Source organism: Pigmentibacter ruber (assembly GCF_009792895.1).
Lineage (GTDB): Bacteria > Bdellovibrionota_B > Oligoflexia > Silvanigrellales > Silvanigrellaceae > Silvanigrella > Silvanigrella rubra.
On the sequence record NZ_WSSC01000003.1, the window covers coordinates 329,827 to 349,050 of the forward strand.

12 protein-coding genes are annotated in these 19,224 nt (G+C 25.9%); 6 read left to right on the top strand and 6 right to left on the bottom strand.

Going from position 1 to position 19,224, the window contains the following annotated elements; genetic code table 11:
* Positions 1–9 precede the first annotated feature (9 nt).
* Together GOY08_RS10520 and GOY08_RS10525 are read left to right on the top strand one after the other, a co-directional pair.
* Entirely contained in the window at positions 10–414 is a 405-nt protein-coding gene (locus GOY08_RS10520) for a PilZ domain-containing protein (protein WP_158998865.1), read from the top strand.
* 100 nt (positions 415–514) lie between these two features.
* Positions 515–1,369, top strand: a complete 855-nt coding sequence (locus GOY08_RS10525; protein ID WP_158998866.1) for a class I SAM-dependent methyltransferase — start codon at positions 515–517, stop codon at positions 1,367–1,369.
* Positions 1,370–1,421: 52 nt separating this feature from the next.
* Here the strand turns inward: GOY08_RS10525 and GOY08_RS10530 are convergent, their stop codons facing one another.
* A complete protein-coding gene (locus GOY08_RS10530) occupies positions 1,422–2,336 on the bottom strand; it encodes a 2-oxoadipate dioxygenase/decarboxylase family protein (protein ID WP_158998867.1) in 915 nt (304 codons plus the stop codon).
* A gap of 184 nt (positions 2,337–2,520) precedes the next feature.
* Here GOY08_RS10530 and GOY08_RS10535 point away from each other — a divergent pair, with 184 nt between their 5' ends.
* The gene (locus tag GOY08_RS10535) at positions 2,521–3,687 is read left to right on the top strand and encodes a serine hydrolase domain-containing protein (RefSeq protein WP_158998868.1); all 1,167 of its coding nucleotides are present in this window, start codon (positions 2,521–2,523) and stop codon (positions 3,685–3,687) included.
* Here the strand turns inward: GOY08_RS10535 and GOY08_RS10540 are convergent.
* The 4 genes from GOY08_RS10540 to GOY08_RS10555 form a co-directional block, all read right to left on the bottom strand.
* The gene (locus GOY08_RS10540) at positions 3,684–10,214 is read right to left on the bottom strand and encodes a TcdA/TcdB catalytic glycosyltransferase domain-containing protein (RefSeq protein WP_158998869.1); all 6,531 of its coding nucleotides are present in this window, start codon (positions 10,212–10,214) and stop codon (positions 3,684–3,686) included. The two genes, GOY08_RS10535 and GOY08_RS10540, sit on opposite strands and share 4 nt — an antisense overlap.
* 161 nt (positions 10,215–10,375) lie before the next feature.
* Positions 10,376–13,243, bottom strand: coding sequence for a DEAD/DEAH box helicase (locus tag GOY08_RS10545; RefSeq protein ID WP_158998870.1), 2,868 nt, complete (start codon positions 13,241–13,243; stop codon positions 10,376–10,378).
* A 71-nt stretch (positions 13,244–13,314) separates the two neighbouring features.
* The gene (locus GOY08_RS10550) at positions 13,315–14,814 is read right to left on the bottom strand and encodes a penicillin-binding transpeptidase domain-containing protein (RefSeq protein WP_158998871.1); all 1,500 of its coding nucleotides are present in this window, start codon (positions 14,812–14,814) and stop codon (positions 13,315–13,317) included.
* A gap of 66 nt (positions 14,815–14,880) precedes the next feature.
* On the bottom strand, positions 14,881–15,576 hold the full coding sequence (locus tag GOY08_RS10555; protein ID WP_158998872.1) for a hypothetical protein: 696 nt from the start codon (positions 15,574–15,576) through the stop codon (positions 14,881–14,883).
* Between the two features lie 116 nt (positions 15,577–15,692).
* Here GOY08_RS10555 and GOY08_RS10560 point away from each other — a divergent pair, with 116 nt between their 5' ends.
* From GOY08_RS10560 to GOY08_RS10570, 3 genes are all read left to right on the top strand, one after another.
* Complete coding sequence (locus GOY08_RS10560) at positions 15,693–16,130, top strand: bactofilin family protein (RefSeq protein WP_158998873.1); 438 nt, start codon at positions 15,693–15,695, stop codon at positions 16,128–16,130.
* Between the two features lie 36 nt (positions 16,131–16,166).
* Positions 16,167–16,664: a hypothetical protein gene (locus GOY08_RS10565; protein ID WP_158998874.1), complete on the top strand. Its 498-nt coding sequence runs from the start codon at positions 16,167–16,169 to the stop codon at positions 16,662–16,664.
* Positions 16,665–16,756: 92 nt separating this feature from the next.
* Positions 16,757–17,704: a COX15/CtaA family protein gene (locus tag GOY08_RS10570; protein WP_158998875.1), complete on the top strand. Its 948-nt coding sequence runs from the start codon at positions 16,757–16,759 to the stop codon at positions 17,702–17,704.
* 33 nt (positions 17,705–17,737) lie between these two features.
* Here the strand turns inward: GOY08_RS10570 and GOY08_RS10575 are convergent, their stop codons facing one another.
* Positions 17,738–18,997 carry a hypothetical protein gene (locus GOY08_RS10575; protein WP_158998876.1) on the bottom strand — a complete coding sequence of 420 codons (1,260 nt, stop codon included), beginning with the start codon at positions 18,995–18,997 and terminating at the stop codon, positions 17,738–17,740.
* Positions 18,998–19,224: the final 227 nt, after the last annotated feature.

Genomic DNA, 19,224 nt, shown 5'->3' on the forward strand with positions numbered 1-19,224 from the left:
GGATTTCTCATGCCTGTTGAAAAACATGTTAAAAAAGCAGAAAAAAGAAAAAGTGTCAGACACGAAATTGATTTTATAGTATCTTTGTACAGGAATGGGAGTTTAGTAGCACCTAATAATCGATTTAAAAATATTTCTACAACTGGAGCATTAATTAGTATATCCAGAGAATTTAATTTTATTTTAGGAGATAGATATATATTAATTCTTGAAGAAGATAGACTTTTGCAAGAATTTAATTTAATACTTGATCCAATAGAAGCACAGGTTAAACATAAAGATCAAAGTAATGAATATCTTGTTGGTTTTTCTTTTTGCAATATTACTGATAGAAATAAAAGAATCATAAAAAAAATAATTGAAAATAAGTTTATGCTAAAAAATTTCCCTAAATCATGGCAAATCAGTAAGTAAAAATTTTTTTGGATATAGAAACGATTGCATATAATTTTTACTTATGGTAATTGAGATCAAATAAAAAAATTTTTAACTAAACTAAATAGAAAAAAATACCATGAAGAAAGAAATAATAAATCATGTTTCAGATACTGCTTATTTAATTGCTTTTTATCGTATGCTAGAAGCTAAGAAAAAAAATTCGATTGTAAAAGATCTATTATCTTTTCTTTTAATAAATGATCGAGCTGAAAGAATATGTAAAAAAATTAAAAATAAAAATCATTTTGATTGGCTAGTTCCTCTTAGAACAAATTCTATTGATTTTTTAATTAGTAAATATATAAAAGAGAGAAATATAGATACAGTAATAAATTTAGGCGCAGGTCTTGACACAAGAGCTTATCGCTTAGATGGTTTAGAAAAAATTAAATGGTTTGATATTGATTTTTCAAATGTCATTGAATACAAAAGTAATTTACTGAAAAATGTTTTACCTAAATGTATTTTGCAATACATTAAATTAGATTTATCTCTAAGAGAAGAGAGAAAAAAAATTCTCTCAGAAATTTGTACACAAGCAAATAATGTTTTAGTTCTTTCAGAAGGACTCATTTTGTATTTAAAGGAAATTGAAGTTCTTTTTCTTTCAGAAGATCTATTAAAACATAAGAATATAAACTATTGGATACAAGATTATTATTCAAAAGACTATTTTAAATTTTCATTAATTTCTTCAAAAAGAAGTTTTAAAAATTCACCTTTTCAATTTTTCCCAAAAAATATTTTTGAATTTTACGCAGAAATTGGGTGGAAAAATAATGAAATAATTTCTTGCATAAATGAAGGTAAAAAGCTAAAAAAATCATCACCATTTCCTGTTAACTTATACGAGAATTTTTATTCAATAATTGATTCAAAAAAGTTAGATAATTTTTGTGGAGTAACTATTTTAAGTAGATTAATTAATTAAATTTTAAAAAATTATAATTTTATCACTTTAAAAATATGCTATTGAAATAATCTTATAAATAAACAGACTCTATAACATGATTTGCATTACCAGTGACAAAACCTGTGAAGTATTCCTCCCATTTTTCAGGGTTTTGTACTAAAGGATAGCGCCAAGTAAACTCTATAAAAGCACTTGGTACAATGACTTCCCCATCAATTAACTGTATCTTTTGCAATTTACCTTTAGTTGAACATTGTTCAAGCATTTCATTTTTTGAGCCTTTTATTATTGTAGGTAAAGTATTTAATTCAAAGCTTAAGTTATTCTGAAACCATTGGACAAAATTCTGTAAAGAATCAAATGTATTTAAAAGACTTATGTTAAAGGTATAATGATTAGGAACTCTTCCAAATACCAATGCCCAAGATAGTAGCTCATTAAATTCATTAACAGTATTATATTCCTTTAGTGTTAATAAAGGCCAATCTTTATTAAGATAGTCACATGTTATTTTAACTAATTCTTGCGCAGCTGTTTCATCACCTAAAAAAGTTTTACCACACAATTTTTGAAATAGTTCAATATTCAGCTTTGGAGTTAGTTCTGAATATTTTAAAACTATTTTTCTAATTTCATCAGGAAATTCAGATAATACAAAATCAGAAATTACTACTTGAGGAGGCGCATCAAATGCTAATTTTCCTAAAGCAGTATTTTCTGCAAGCCACATAAATCTATTCTGCTTTTCTATTAATCTTTCTCTTCCTTGAGGTAGATAACCTAAACAGGAATACACTTGAAAAAGATAATCCATTCCAGTATTTGAACCAGGAATATCTATCAGAGCATAATGGTCAAATGTAATTTTTTTGTTAGAAACAAGACTTAAAGCATTGTAAATTCTTTCTGCATCTTCATGTTTATTTTTAAATTTTTCCCAAAGAAAAGTATTAATCCTTGATCTAACGATTTCTAACAAGTTCATTAGTTGATTCCTTTTTATATAAATAGTTATTTCTTAATTATAGCTTAAATTTTTGAAAAAGGAAATAATAATTTATCTGAAATTTTTGCATATCAGTTAAGATTTTTTAAAAAAATTGTATGATTTTTAATTTGATAAAAAAATTTTTTTTATTTACTTTATATTTTTTCTTTGAGGTTATAAAATGAGAAAAATATTACTCATAATCTTTATTTTTACCTACTCATGTGTACATAAAACTAGTAATGAAAGTTTAGAAAAACTAAATAATAAATTTATTTCTTTAAATTTAAAAAATAATCCAATTTCAGTAGCTTTGATGTGTCCAAAAAAGTTTAAAGAAAATATTGTTTATTTAAATTATGGCAGCATAAAAAAAGAGCAAGAAATTATGCCAGATGAAAATTCCATATATGAAATAGGAAGCCTTACAAAATTGTATTTAGCAGCACTCACTATACAGCAAGTTGAAAAAGGTAATATTAGCCTAGAAGACAGTATTGCAAAGTATCTTTCAAACATACCAAGCGATTGGCAAGACATAAAAATTAAAAATTTACTAAATATGACCAGTGGGATTCCAAGCCATTTTGGAAGTGCAAATTTATATAGTATAGAAAATTTTCATTCATATATGCTGAACCCTTATCAATATTTTGATAAGGATTTAATTATCCAGAAAATTTTAACACAGAAAGCTTTATTTAAAAGTGGAATAGCCTGGGACTATTCAAATATAAATTATTTATTAATTGGCATTATTTTAGAAAAAATTACAGGAAAAAAATTAGATAAAATATTCAAAGAAAACATTTCTGAAAAATTAAATTTAAGGAATACTTACTTTGTAAATCATTTTATAAGAGACGAAATTCCAAAAAATAAAATAGATACTTTAGTTGAAGGATATCCTTCCATAGAAAATTATTTAGATAAAATCAATGCAAATACTTTTAGTTTATCAGTTGTATGGGGAGCAGGAAATATAATATCATCAACTAAGGATGTTCATATATTCATCACTTCATTTTTTAACAAAGACGGTAAATTATTTTTGCAAAAAAATACTTATGAACTATTTAAAAACTACTTTTTTGAAATTGTAAGCTATAATCTTAGTAATTATTTTAATTCAAATAAATATTCCCTCGGGGTATTTGCACAAACAAATGAAGTAACTGGTTTGACTGACTACTTACATACAGGTGGGATACCTGGTTATAATTCTTTATTTTTAATCAACCCATCTACAAAAGTTTCATATTGTTTATTAACTGGTTCTTTAAATTCAGATGAGTTTACAAATTTAGTTAAAGGAATTCATGATTTTATTAATCATGAATGCTTTTAATTGATATCTATTTTTTCATAAATAAATTTAGAATTTTTTAATAGTAAATTTTTCGATTCTATAATATAAAATGCTTCATATTTTTCTGAGTTTTTTTCTCTTTGGAGCAAAATAATTTTATCCTTCATTTTTATAGCTTGATCAATATAAATTAAAGAACTATCTGGAATATCTTTAAATATGTTTTTTATGAAATCTGTTTTTACAACTTTATAATTAATTGGGGATAAAATATCATACAAACCATCTCTTCTTAGAAAGACTAAAAAGTCATGATATAAATCATTAAGAATAAAAGCAGCATAAACATTTTTAATATATTGACTTGAAAGAGTATTTTCAATAGTATATTTTTTTAAATAGCCATTTTCAGATATTGCTTTTAAAATATTTCCATTTACATCAATAAACCGAATATCAGCATAGATGCTATTTAAATTATTAAGTAATCCACCAAAAGCTAAATATTTCATAGCACCAGTGTATGGTAATTCATTACTGAGCCAATTGCCAACACCCCAGTATTCATATGCAGTGTTTTTAAATGATATTTGAAAATTAGAATTGTCATATAAGCGGAATGATGCCTGATTTTTAGTAAGAAGAATTGTACTATTATTTTTGTCGCTATAACCATTAATTATCTGAAATGGGTCATTATTTATGTTTTTAACAATTTGACAAACTTGATTATAAATATTTTCAGAAGTGTTTTGGAAAGAGGAGCAAGTTTTATCTTCTAATTTGTCCTCAAAAAATTCATTAAAATTATGAAAATAGTTTAAAAAATTATCTGATTTAATTGATGCAAATAAATCTCCATTAACCAGTTCCCAAGTTTTTTGTTTATTATATTCGATGAAAATATTATTATCCGCAATTTTTATTATGTGATTTTTTGGGTCAAAATAATCCTTATCAATTGTAAATAATTGGTTATTTTTTTTATCATAGTAGTAGTGAATGTTATTGTTGTTTTTATTAATTCCGATATATTTTTTATTACTATCACTTTGAAATATTTTGTTTTCTTTTAAATTTAGCTCAAAAAATACTTTTTCATTAAAGATTATAGCTAAATTATTGTTTGAATTTTCAAAATCATTAAAGACAATTTCCATTGACTTTCCTAAATAATTTTTTAAATAATCACTTTTTATTCCTACTATATTAAATTCATTATTTTTCACTTGATACACGAAATAATTGCTTAAAAAATATGCATATTCATTCATTTCATAAAGATATTGAGGGTTACTAATTTCTAATTCTTCAAAAATAAATTCACCTTTAGAATTTTTATGAAAAGAGTTTAATTTTTCTCCTGAAATGTAAAATGTTTTAGAACTATTTGAAATGTTAGAATAACTAATCAACTTTGCATTAGCATCATTTTCAAGGAAATATATTTTAGACTTAGGGTTATAAAATCCTAATGATTTTTCATTAAATGTAATTTGAACTAAAGGAAATAGTTCTAAAAATTGTGCTTCTATATTTTTTTCAATGTTCAATTTATTGTTTATTCTTATGTCTTTCCCGGTATTGATAGTAACGAATCCGCTTTCATTAGCTTTTATATTGAAATCAAATCTGATATTAATATTCAATGAATTGTCACTAATAGAAACAATTTTATCTATATCTTTAAATAGCTCTTTACTATTAATATACAATTTATTTTTAAGAGAGTTTGTAAAATAATGATTACTATTTATTTTTGTCAAATAAACTAAATTTTTATTATCAAATCCACTATAGATAATTTCTTCATTATTTAGGTCATAAAAAACAGTTTCAAAACCATTATTAGCATTGCTTGGATAGTTAATTATTTTTATTTTTTGATTATTTGCAAGAAACGTGGCTTCAATATTAGTAGAGTAGTTATTAATAATACTCTGAATTTCATCTTTTGAATGAAAAGAATTATAATCTATTATTGGATTTATAAAAATAGGTTTTTTTTCATTAATTATAGATTTATTGTAAACTAAATATGTAACTCCCGTGCTGTCATGAATGAATATTTTTTCAGGAAAGTGAATAAATTTAATATTATCATAAATTTTTAAATATTTATTTGTAAATATTTTTAATTCATTAGTATTTAATATTTCTGCTTTATCTAGCTTAGAATCGATATGAATATGAATATTATCAGATTTATTACAGGTAAATATATAATTTGCCATATTATTAATAAAAAAATGAAAGTATTTATTTTTAATACTATCTTCAATTTCTACGTGATAGAAAATTTTATTTTTTGCTGAGTCAGGTATTTCGGGGGTAATAAATTGCAAATGCTGGGAATGATGGTTTAACTTAAGTCTGATATCAGTTTTTTGTGGAATAAATTTGAGTAATCCAACAGCCTGATCTCCAAATCCATGCATAAATGTATAACGAAAAATAAATTTTGAGTTATTTTGCAGTTTATCTACGGCTGAAAATTCCGCATCATTTCTTGTTACATTAAAAGGGACATTCATAAAATAGTATTCTATAAGATTTTTCACCTGATTAGGAAGAATTATTTTATTAGTTTTATCTAATTCTTTAGTATAAGAAGTAGGAATATTTAAAGCTTCTCTAAATTTTACTTTTTCCGATGAGTCTTTAATTAGTGCAGGATTAGGAGCGAATACATGATAAAAGTATTTCCCATTTTCATGGCGTGATATTGGGTAAGTAATATGATCACCAAATATAATTTTGTATGAACCTGAGGTTTTAAAATCCATTTCTTCTACAACAACATTAAGTTGAGTTCTAGAAAGATTATTTTCTTCTTGCGTAAAATCTTTATGTGCAAAAGTTAAAATTTTTTCTTCTGAATTAAAAAAGTAATTATTTTTCTCAATTAATTTATAGTGATCATTCTCGTAGTCTTTAAAATATCTTGCAAGTTTTAATGTTTGATCTATCTTATCTCCAACAATCTCAGCATAAGAACTGATACCTACTGCTAAACCTCCAAAAATTTCACCAATCCCACTTAAAAAAATTCCACCAGCACTTTCACCTAATATTAAACCTGCTGACATTAAAGTAAGAGAAGTACTATCAAGAGCTAATTGTGTACCAAATTTAGATTTTTCTGCTTCAGTTTTTGCATAGTGATATTCCGAAGCATCAAAAATAACATTTGCTACATTTAAAACACTACCTAAAGTTGCTGAAAATTTTGAAAACGTTTGGAATGAATTTAAATTTTTGAACTCATTATTACTTATTAGTTTAATTACCTTAGATACTTTGACTGAACTTTCAAGGACATCATTAGATAACTGCGACATGTTTGTATACATGTGAATTTTAACTATTTCATCTAAAGTACTTTTATTGCTTGATTGTGATTCGTTATTTTTCTTACTAAAAAACTCAATTATATTTTTTAGCAAATAAGCATGTGACAAGCTTACAGAGGGTCCTGAAATCTCCATAAATGATCCAAATGAATTTTTGTGTTTCATATATTCTAAACTGCTATTATCAATTAATTTTATTCCATCATTGATATTTCTAATGCCTTCTTCTGAAATAAAGTTGATTTCTTTTATATATACTTTTTTGTTTTTTTGGTTATAAATGGAAATTGTTTTTTTATCTTTATTAAATGTATGTAAAATAGGTTTTTCATTTTCTGATAAACTTATTTTACTGAATTCATTTTCTAGGTTTTTTAATTTTATATCTAATATTAACTTTAATCTCAATTGTAATTCAGATTTATTTTTATTTATTAAATCTTTAATTTGAGCTAAAAATTTATTTTCTTTAACTTGGTATTTATTTTCTAAATATTCTATTAAATTTAAAAAATATTGATTATTATTGTATTCAATTTCTTCATCAATATCTTCTCTATTTATTAATGAAATATTATTATAAAAATCATATAAATCCGTTTCGCTTAGTTTGGAGTTTAAAATTACTTTTTGTAGTAACAATTCATTTTCTGAAATTTTATAAAAATTTTTGTTAGTAATATTTTTTATTACAGTTTTTTTGCTTTCTTCATTTTGTTTTCTTAATACAAACTTGTAGTTATCTAAAATTTCTGTAATTTCAGCTAAGTGGCTAGTTTTTTTTGTAGTTATATTTTTTATAATTTGAGTATAATTGATTAGCTTATTAAAGATTCCAGTATTATCAATTTTACTACTAATATTACTTTTTAGAGAAATAAAGTCATCACTTGATCTTCTAATTAGAAATATTTTGTTTTCTTCAGATGAATTTGAAAATATTCCAAATTTATTTGGAAAGACTTCTTTCCCATTTTTATCTATCTTAATAAAGCTATTTCTTAAAATAATTAGGTTAGCAGAGTTTTTATTTTCATTAAGATGATTCAAAATACTTTTTCCAAATCTTTCAATATCATTAGTGTCATTGGAGTTATTAGTTGGATTGCAACTTATCAAATTAATAAATTCAAATTCTGTTTTTTCTGGAAAAATTTTATTAATATAGTCTCCAATTTCTTTAAAAGATAATTTATCAATTGTAATTTCATTGTTATTTTTTCCGGAATTACCAATTATAAATAAATTTATTTTTTTTCCATTACTTAAATTTATTTTTTTATTTTCAAGTAAACTAATTATTGAAAAATTTTCTCCATTTTCTTTAAAATGATTTGAATAGTAATTTATTGCTTTAGTTGAATTTGTATTGTTACTTAATTTTAATATTACATTTTCATAAATTAATGATTCTATATTTCCTTTAACCCACGAGGACTTTTTGTCTTCTTCAGTATGCCTATTATAAATTTCATTAGAATCGCTATATTGAGTTAAAAAACTAAGATTTTCATGTTTAAAATTATTCTTTTTAAAAATAGTATCATATGCTAATGGCCCAGATACAAGAACTGTTACAGAAGAATCTGGAATAAGTGAATCGTATCTATATTTTGAAACAGATCGTTCAAAAAGTTTATTGAATTCTTTGTCTTTATCATCTATAAAATCATTAAAATCTGTTGTATTTGAGTAATAAAAGTTTGGATTGTTTTTTTCATATTTATTTACTTCATTGTAATTATTTTTAATTTGATCAATAATTAGATTAATTATGTTATTATTATTATCGTTTTCATGAGAAATAATAAAGTTATTATTTCGCAAAGATGTTTTTAATTCTAAAGGTCTAATGTAAATATTACCAACTTTATTGAAAATGTATTCAATATTGTTCTCTGTTTTAAAATAATTGTAATGCTCGTTAATTTTTTCTTTAAGAATTTTTGCGTCTTCAGTGCTTATTGAATTAAGAAGTAAGTTTAAGTCATTGTTATTTTCATTACTTATTGTCCGAGAAGGTAATATATTTGGATTTGTATTAAATATAGTTTCATAGTATGCGTATGATATTAATTTAAAATGACTTTTTACAATCGATTTCACGCCTTTGAGTTCTATAGTTGTAAGTTCATTAAGTTTTGAAATACTGGGCAAGACATCTACATCAATATATATACCTCCATATTCTTTTAAAATTTCAAGCCGTGCATTATCTGAAGCAGCGGCAAAATTAGATCTTAAGTTTAACTCTTGATTGTAATTCTCCTTCAAAATCCATGAATTACTTTCTTTTTGAATGTCTTTAACTATAATGTTCTCATTTTCTTTTAAGAGACTTTCTACAGATGCTAAGAAATTATTATTATCTGGTATAATATCTGAGATTTCAGAGAAATTTGTATGATTATTCGTTTTAAAGAAATGTTTAATAAAATTTAGTCTAATTTCATTATTATCTTGCTTTGGATTTTCTTTGTTTTGTCTTATAATATAATTGTTTAAGTTGTTCTGGATTTTAATCATTTCCTCGGAATAAATCTCTAAAAAATTCTCGCTTTTCTTTTTATTACTTAAAAATATATTTAAATAATTGCTTAATTTTTTATTTAAATTGTAATTATTAATATTATTTGAATCGTACCAAATATATATTTTATATTCATTCCCGTTTAATTTGCTCCATAAATTTATGTAATCTTTTTGAATATTTCCTAGTTTACCTCCAAGCCAAATAAAGTGAATATTTTTTGGAACTCTTTTTGACGTTTTTTTATAAAGTCTTTTACTATATTCTATAAGTTTATCATACATAATTTTATAGTCACTATCGCTATCTAGATAGTAAGGTACTGGAATGTTTTTTATTAAATTAATTATTGTTTGATATTTTTGTTCATTAGTCCATGAATCACTATAATTTCTTATTTCATTTAAAGCATTCATGTCTATTTTATACGTTGTACTTTTTTGAATGCTTCTTTCAAGTTTTGCCAAAAAATCTTGTTCAAAGTAAAAATCTTTGGCACTAGCATTAGATTTTTTTGAAACATTACTTAATCTATGTCTTATTTTTGAATAATTTGTCGAAATAAAATTCTCAGAATTAATCTGAATATTATTCGTTTCGGTTTGTTTACTGCAGCTATTGAATATAAGAATAAATAATGTATAGAAATAAATACATTTTATTTTAAGGAAAATCTGTTTCATTTGAAGACCTTTACAAAATTAGAAATTTTCTAAGTTTGTATAGTTATCAAAAAAATTAAATTTTTGAAATAAAATCTTATATATTTAGTTATAAATAAAAATTATGAAAAAGCTAATTGTAAAATTATATTTTTATAAAAAGTAATAATACAATCCTAACTCTATATATTATATACTTCAAAACTATCATCATCTTGAATATCAATTTCTGTATTATCAACAGGTGCTTTAAGAAGTTGCAATAGATCTTCACGTGAAAGATTTTTAAATACTTCTTCATCTTGTTCTATAAATCTTTCAAATATAATTTTTTTCCTACTGATAATTTCATCAATTCTTTCTTCTAATGTACCTTTAGTTACAAGTTTATAGACTTGTACGTTTCTAATTTGACCTATTCTATGAATTCTATCGGTAGCTTGGTTTTCTTTTGCAGCATTCCACCAGCGATCAAAATGAATTACAACACTGGCAGACGTTAGGTCAATACCAGTTCCTCCTGCAAGTAATGAACCAATAAACACTTTGACGTCATTATTTTCTTGAAACTCTTTAACAATATTTCCTCTATTAACCGATTGACCTGTTAAAGTAACATGTTTAATTCCTTGCATAGTGAGGCGTTCAGATAGTTTATGAACCATTTTTGCGTATTGAGAGAAAACAACAACTTTTTGTTTACTTTCTAAGGCTTCACTTAATAATTCATCAAAAACTTGTAATTTACCACTTCCTATATTGCTATATTGAGGATCTATTATACTTGGATCGTTACAAATTTGCTTAAGTAAGCTTATTAAACTAAAAATATGAATATATGGGATAGGATTTTTTTCATTTTGTAAATCATCAATAATTTTTTTCCCTTTTAAGTTTAATGCTTCATTATATAAGCGCTTTTGTGCAGTATTTAAATGGCAATAGCGAATATCTTCAACTTTTTCAGGTAAATCAGTTAGAACGTCCATTTTGTTTCTTCGCATTTTAAATGGATGTATTAATCTGTGTAGTTCCACATCTGAAATAGGGTCAATATCTTCATTTGTGATCATGTATTTCTTTTTGAATTCATTGTCAGTTCCAAGATAATTAGGAGCTATATAATCAAATAAGTTTTTTAATTCTAATAAATCATTTTCAAGTGGAGTACCTGTTAGACATAAACGCATGTTGCTATTAATTTTGCAAGCTGCTTTGTATGTTCTAGTGCTTTGATTTTTCACTAAATGCGCTTCATCTAAAATTACTAAATTCCATTTAAATTGCATTAGAATTTGAATATCTCTTAGTAAAATGCCATAACTTGTTACAAATGCGTAGTGATTGGTCTTATTTTTTTCGATTTTTAATAAATGATTTTTTCTATTAGGACCATGAAAACAAAGGCTATTAATATTCGGAATATATTTTGACATTTTGTCAAGCCAATGATCAATAACACTTGTTGGACAAACTATTAAAGAAATAGAGTTTTGTTCATTATGTGTAATACTAGAGATTAAACCCATAGCCTGATGTGTTTTTCCAAGTCCCATTTCATCTGCTAATAATCCTCCCAGTTGATTATTGTATAACCACCATAGCCACCTTAGCCCATCTTCTTGATATGGTCTTAATTTCAAATTAGTTTCTTTTAATGAAGGTAATAATAAGGTTTCTCTAGAAATTAATCCTGCGCGGATTTTTTCAATAACAGCAGGCTTTCCCTTTACTTTACTTTCTGAGCCAAATTGCTCATGAAATTTCACAAATTCTAATGTCGATAATTTTAGTTGGCCATCTTCTTGAACTTTATTTTTTAACCAATCAAGTTCTGATGTTATTTTAATAAATCCTTTTTCAGTCTCTAAATATTGCTTTCCTTCAGCTCTGGCTTTAAGAATTTGGATTAATGATCCGGAATTATCTAATTTATTTTTTTCATTTTCTAAGTTTGAACTAAATTTCGCATCTACTAATATAGAACCATCTAATGATTTTGATAGAGTGAATTCAGGTATTGTAATCTTCTTATAGACTTTTATTTTAGATAAACTTTCATTTAAAACAATATCAGCTGTTTCTTTTAATCGAGAAAAATCATTTTCTAAAAGATTAGCAGCAGTATCTCCAGAAACAATTCCTACTTTAGGGTATTCATTCCATCTAGATACTTGTGTGTTATTCATTTTATCTACATATGGTATATATCCAATTTTTTTAATAAATAAACCAGATTTACCAACAAAAGACTGGTTTAAATCTGATACTGACAACTTTTTAATAATTTTTTCATCTTTTATTATTGCTATATATTTTTCAATTGTAAATCCAGTTTTTCCATTTCCTTTAACATTAAAGTACCTTTTTGCAACTACATTATGAGTAATTAATTTTTTAACTTTATCTGAAGATTTTTCAATATATTTTTCATTGAATAAAAGTTTACAAGTATCATCAACGCCAAATCGATAATTTATCTTTTTTGTATTTTCAATTTGAACAATTGCATTTAACCATGGTTCTTCTTTATCTAAATCAATGGAAACAAGTTCAGTAACATTTGAAGAAAAAACATTTTCTAAATTACTGCTTTCAAGAATTTGTTTTGCATCATTAATTATATCCCATTTTTCTTCATTGCTATAAAGATTTTTCTTGTTTTCATTTTTTTGAGGCGATAAAGTATTTTGTTGAATTGAATTTAGATATGAATCAGAATCTCCAACTGTAAAATTAAGTTTTTGGAGTAATGATTTTTTCTCTTGATCTAAATATATGCAAAAAGCAGCTATATGTTGGCATTTTTCAGCTCTTCTTCTATTAGCTTGGCAGGTACATTCCATCCACTGGACGAATCTTCCTTGGGCATGAATCTTTAATCTGACTTCATAGTTTTCACCTATACCAGCCTTGACTCTGCAACTTAATAATTCGCCAAAGGATTGAAAATTATGAATACCGCCAGAACGATATATTGAAATACCATTTTGCCAGTTGTTACCTTGAAATTGAGAAAATACAAAATCTATAAATGAATTAGAAGCCATTTTTATTCTGTCTAAAAATTTTTTTAAAAAGAACGGATCCTCTTTAAAAATTAAATTAATGGGAAATATAATTAGTTATTTCTACTTGCGACTCTTCCATCACTTCGTTCAAGTTTTAGATAATCCGCCAGTGTCGTTTGGGCTACAGAACTAGCACGAATAACCCAATTTTGAGGGCTTGCGATTACAGTTCCAATAGCAATACTATTAGGGCTATTTAGAGGCGCTATACCACTAAACCAAGTGTATAAAACATCTCTATTTTCTGGATCAAGAAGAGTACCTGTTTTACCACCAATTTCATCAGCATCAGCTCTGGTTCCTGCTTTGTGAAAAGTCCTTCTACTTGTGCCAGTAGCAATAGTTGCTAACATAAGAGTTTCAACTTTTAAAGCAGTTTGTGGTGAAACTATTTTACCAATTTGAATAGGTTTTGCTCTATACACTTCTTTACCTTCGGTATTAAAGGCGGCTTCAACAAGATACGGAGCCATCATAATTCCTTTGTTATTTATAGCAGCGGAAAGTAATGCTGCATGCACAGGATTCAGTTTTGTTGCGCCAAACCCAGCTCCAGCTTCAGCAACTTCCTGAGGTGTTGCTGTGTCAGGGTCTGGTAATAAAAACATGCTTGTTTGAAGTTTAACATCACTTGGTATAGGTTTATTAAACATAAATCTTTCGGCGTAATATTTTAAAGATGAAAGCCCTACATCATAAAGAGCTATTCTAGCAAAAGCTGTATTGCAACTTGAGCCAAAAGCCTTAGCAAAAGTTAAATGTTGATTATCACGCGCAGGATCTGCAAGCCAATTTCCATTTCGTAAATTACCGCATCCACCGCGAAATGAAATTTCATCATAAGGATTTAAATTTCTTTTTTCAATTGCAGCAGAGGCAGTAACTATTTTCATTAAACTGGCTGCAGGTGCCCTTGAAGAAACGGAAATAATTGCATTTCTATTACCCCCATTCTGTGATAAAGCTAGAATTTTTCCTGTTTTAGGATCAATAATAGCTGTTGAACCAGTTAGTATTTTTGTCTGAGTTAAATATTTTTCAGAAGCGTCTTGCAATTGAGGATCGATTGTTAATTCTAATTTATAACCTTTAAAATAAGAATATGTTTTTCCATTTTTGAAAAATATTTTTGAAGCTACTTCTGGCCAATCTATCTGGCCAAAAGGCGTACTAAATGCCACGCCATTATTATTTAAGGCTTCTCTTGGGTCAGTAAAAGCTTTAACTTTTATTGGTGCTTGATTAAAACGATTTTGATTAATTAGAGAAGAACCATTATAAGCAGAAAAAAGAACAGGCTGAGCCGTTACATAAATTGTTTTAGCATCAGTTCTAGCAAAATTTTCTTCTCTAGCTCTTCTTTTTTTTCCTTTTCCAATTTTTTTTCTTTTATTTTTTGAATTGTTTTTTATTTTTTTCCCATTTTGTGAGTAAAGTATTGTTACATTTTTATTTTGAGCATATGTTTCAAGTGATATTAAATCACATATTAAAAAAGAAATAACAATTAGAAAAATTAATTTTATATATTTTATTATGCCAAATTTCATTAGAATTTCCTCAGACCTATTCTTATTGAAAATTGTAACACACATTTATCTTTTTTCATCTATACCTTACTTAGAATTTAAATCTTGTTTAGTAATTGTCCAACAATGCAAGGTGCTTGTTACAAGTTCACCTTTTTCTATTGTTGGTACAATACGTTTAGAATGATAAATTCCAAAATTGGTTGAGTTATTCAAGGTTGAAATCCTTTCTCTAACTTCAGTAACCTTATTGTCTTGTAATATTTTCGGCATTTCTTCGAAGATCGAAAGATAGATTATAGCATTATTCTCATTATATTCTATAATTTTATTTAAGACAATTCTTCTGATTTTGTTTAACATATTAAAATCTATAGGAAAAATTAATTTTTTTGCATGAATTATAAGGCTTCTTCCTGTCGAATTTAAGCATCTATCAATATTTTCTTTTTCAATTTCACTAAATAGCAAACTAGTATAAGGTATAGGTATTTCAATTACTTCAATAATTGGAATAAGTTGAGAAGGTATGATCCAAGATACATAAGTTATTGGAATTGAAGTGTAATAGCCGTGCCCCATATTTCCTTCTGAAGGAAATATGGGGTAAATATTAGGTATTTTAACAATCTCATTCAAATCTTCATCGCAGGAACAAGAATTCTTTCTTTTCGAAAGATTATTGTATCTAAGAAGAGATTTCTCTCTTTCTTTTGGAATAATATAAGTTAATGGTAGCGCATCAAATAGTTTTTTAGCTGCAATAAATGCTTGAGTTGTCATAACCTTGTCCTGCTACAAATAGTATCTAACATTCATTTATTAATTTTTATACTTTTATAATACGAACAATTTTAGTGTTTCAAAAGTTTAAAAAATATTTTTTTGGAGAAATTAAGGTGTTTGCTAAAGCTAAGGAAGTAAAAGTTATGTCATCTACTCAAAGTATTGAAAATGTATCTAAGAAATTTAAAGGTGTTCCTTTTTCTCTCCTTGGAAGTCAAACATTTTTTCAAGGTAAGGTTATTCTAAAAGGAGAAGCAAGACTTGCAGGGCATATTGAAGGAACTATCATTTCAGAAGATGTCTTAATAATTGAAGAATCGGCGTTAATTAAAGGTGAAATACAAGGAGTTGTCATTGAAGTAAGTGGAGTCTTTGAAGGTTCTATTAAGGCTGCCGAACTTTTAAGATTAACTCCAACAGCTCGAGTTCAAGGTGATATTGCTTCATATAAATTAATAGTAGAAGAAGGTGCAAAATTATTGGGTAAATTATCTTGTTTAGATCCTCCAAGGCATGTTAAAGATGATGTTACTTTAGCAGTTGTAAGTTAATTGATAAGATATTATCCCATTTTAAGGAGAATATTTTTGAATTCTGAGAAACAAGTACCTAAAGACTCTATAAAAGATATCTATAGTGAATCAAAACATAGAATTAGACTTATATTAGCTATGTTAGGAAAATATGAACCTGAGAAAATAAATCCTCTTCCTGATGAAAAGTCATTTGCAACAATATCAAATTTAATAAATAGTATTATGAGCGCTGCTCAATTTGAATCAGAGAATCAATATAGAAATGCAATTGTTGAAATTTCTAATTGGATGAATTGTGCTTTTAATCAAGAATATTTAACAAAAAATGAAAAATTATATCCTAATCCTTTATTTGCAGTAAGAAAAGGTGGAGAAATTCTTCATTCCTTTTTGCATAGAGATTTAAGAAGAAAACAATTTTCATCTGAGGAAGATGAAATTTATAGGAACTTTTTAAAATTAATTTCTTCATTACCTGATCCTAGAAATCAAAAATTAGATCAAGGTGATGTTGATGGCATGATTGATGATTTATTGAAAACGAGTTAATAATAAACAACAAACCTCCTTATTCATTGCTTTTTTGTATTATCTTAAATACTATATTCATTGTTTTTATTTTTTTATTTTTGGATGTTCAAATGCATAATATTAAGTATTTTTCAAGATTTGCATGGATTTTTTTATGGTATAATTTATATGCTGTACTGGGGGGAGCCTATGTAAGAGCAACTGGATCAGGTGCGGGTTGTGGTGAACATTGGCCTTTGTGTAACGGTGAAGTTGTTCCTAATTTATCAACTTTCCATACAGTAATAGAATATACTCATCGCATTTCAAGTGGGATTGTAGGAATAGGCTCCATTATTCTTATATTGTGGGCTTTTAAGGTTGCAAAAAAAGGGAATCCAATTAGAAAATCCGCATCGGTTGCTTTTGCTTTTGTAGTATTTGAAGCTCTTCTTGGAGCCGGATTAGTTATTTTTGGCTTAGTTGCAGCTAATTCCTCTATTTTACGTACAGTTGTCATGTCTATGCATTTAGTTGCTACTTTTATATTAATTGCTTCAATAGCATTAACTGCTGCATGGTCTTCTGGTCTAGTTAATGTTTGTAAATTTAGAATTAGTGATAAAAGAATTTTACCTGCATCATTAATAATTGTTGGAATGTTTTTTATTGGTATGACAGGAGCTATTACTGCTTTAGGTGATACATTGTTTAGACCCAATTATGTAGGAGAAGGTTTAGTTAATGATTTTTATCAGGCTGGGCACTTTTTAAAATCATTGCGAGTTGTTCATCCTATTTTGGCTATTTTAATTTCAATATTTACTGTCTTCACAGCATGGTTTTTAACAAATAAAAATTCATCTCAAATACAGAAAAAAATGTTATATTCCATAATTATTATATTTATCGTGCAAATATTATCAGGATTTGTAAATATTATTCTTTTAGCTCCAGTTTGGATGCAAATGGTGCATTTATTTCTTGCTGATTTAACTTGGATTGTTTGCGTTTTATTTTATAGTGAAGTTTTGTCGCAGGTATATGACCAAAATGAGGCTGAAGTTAGATTTATATAAACTTATAGTCTATCATTATTTACAAAAAATATATTAATTTTTTATAATTATTATATATTCTAAGTTGCCTTGAGTGATTTTTACTTGACCTGAAGTCTTTGTTTCTTTGAAATAATTAATTTCATTAGCAGTGCTTTTCCAGGACTGTATAGATAAATTATTATTGTAAGGCGGTACAAAAAAATTACTTCTGTTTTGAAAAATAAAATTAAGTAAAAGTAATATTAATATTGAGTAATTAATTTTTTTGTTCCAAAATTTGTTTAAATATCTAAACAAAATAGAATAAATTGAAATGATTGCCATGGGCACTAATATAAATAAATAACGAGATTGAAATAAAGATGGTTCATTGATAAGACCAAACCACCCAGTTTTCCATGTACCTTTGCGAACTAAACAAGTCATGATGATAAGAGTTATATAAGTAAATATACCAGAAAAAATAATAAAGTATAAATTTTTTGACCAAGTTTTATATATAAAATAAGAGAATAATGCTGTAAATCCGAAACCTATCCATAAAACCGATTGCCAAACTTGATTTAAATAAAAAGTGTAATTATCACCAAATATCGGAATTAAAAACATTCTGTTGAATAAAGAATAAAAGAAACGATTTGGAAAAAATTGTCTTACAAATTCGATTTTTGCTTCAATGCCAGCTTCGCCCTGAGTCCAAACATCATGTGAATTTGTGATGTATGCATATGAATTTATTATAGTACTAAATATAACACAACCTAATAAAATGAGATGGTTATTAATTAAATACTTTGAATCACCGCTATTTTGTTTTTTAATGAGATAAAACCGCATTAGTAATAGAGGTATTAAAGCGCATAATTCACCGGCACTAAGCCCTGTAAATAAAAAAAATAGAAAATGTCTAAGTGAATATTTTTTGTTTAAATCATAAAGTAGCATAAGGACGCAACACAAAAAAAGAACTGAATGTAAATTTGCAAAATTTCCTAAAATTTCAATTTGTCCCGGAATAAAAAGGATTGAAAGTGAAATAATCAAGCTATTGACTTTGCTTTGTGAGATCCAAATAAATTCATTTTTCATTATAATATGCAAAGCGTAAGAAAAAAATACGGAACATTCTATCATAGTAATATATGGGTAATACTCTATTGTTAATTTAGTTGAAAGATAAGAAAGAATTTGAGGTAAAACTTGATAGTAACCAGAATAAGGTAAAAGAATTGAAGATAAACCATATTCTAAAGAATGTTTAAGGAAAATGTACCCATCTTCCCCCCAAAAGCCTGGATGTATAATTTTCATATATTGTTTTATTATGATAATAAGAAAAAAGAGAGTAAAGAATTTATATTTGTCTAAAAAAGTTGTTATACTTTTAACCATCGGTTATTTCTCGCAAAAAAGTAAATTAATAAACCTTAAAAAACTACCTTAATAAAATATTTAATGTCAAGTAATTAAAGATTTTAATAGGTATTTGAAAGAGAGATTTCTATATTACTAGTAAAAATTTGAAATAGTTTTTAATT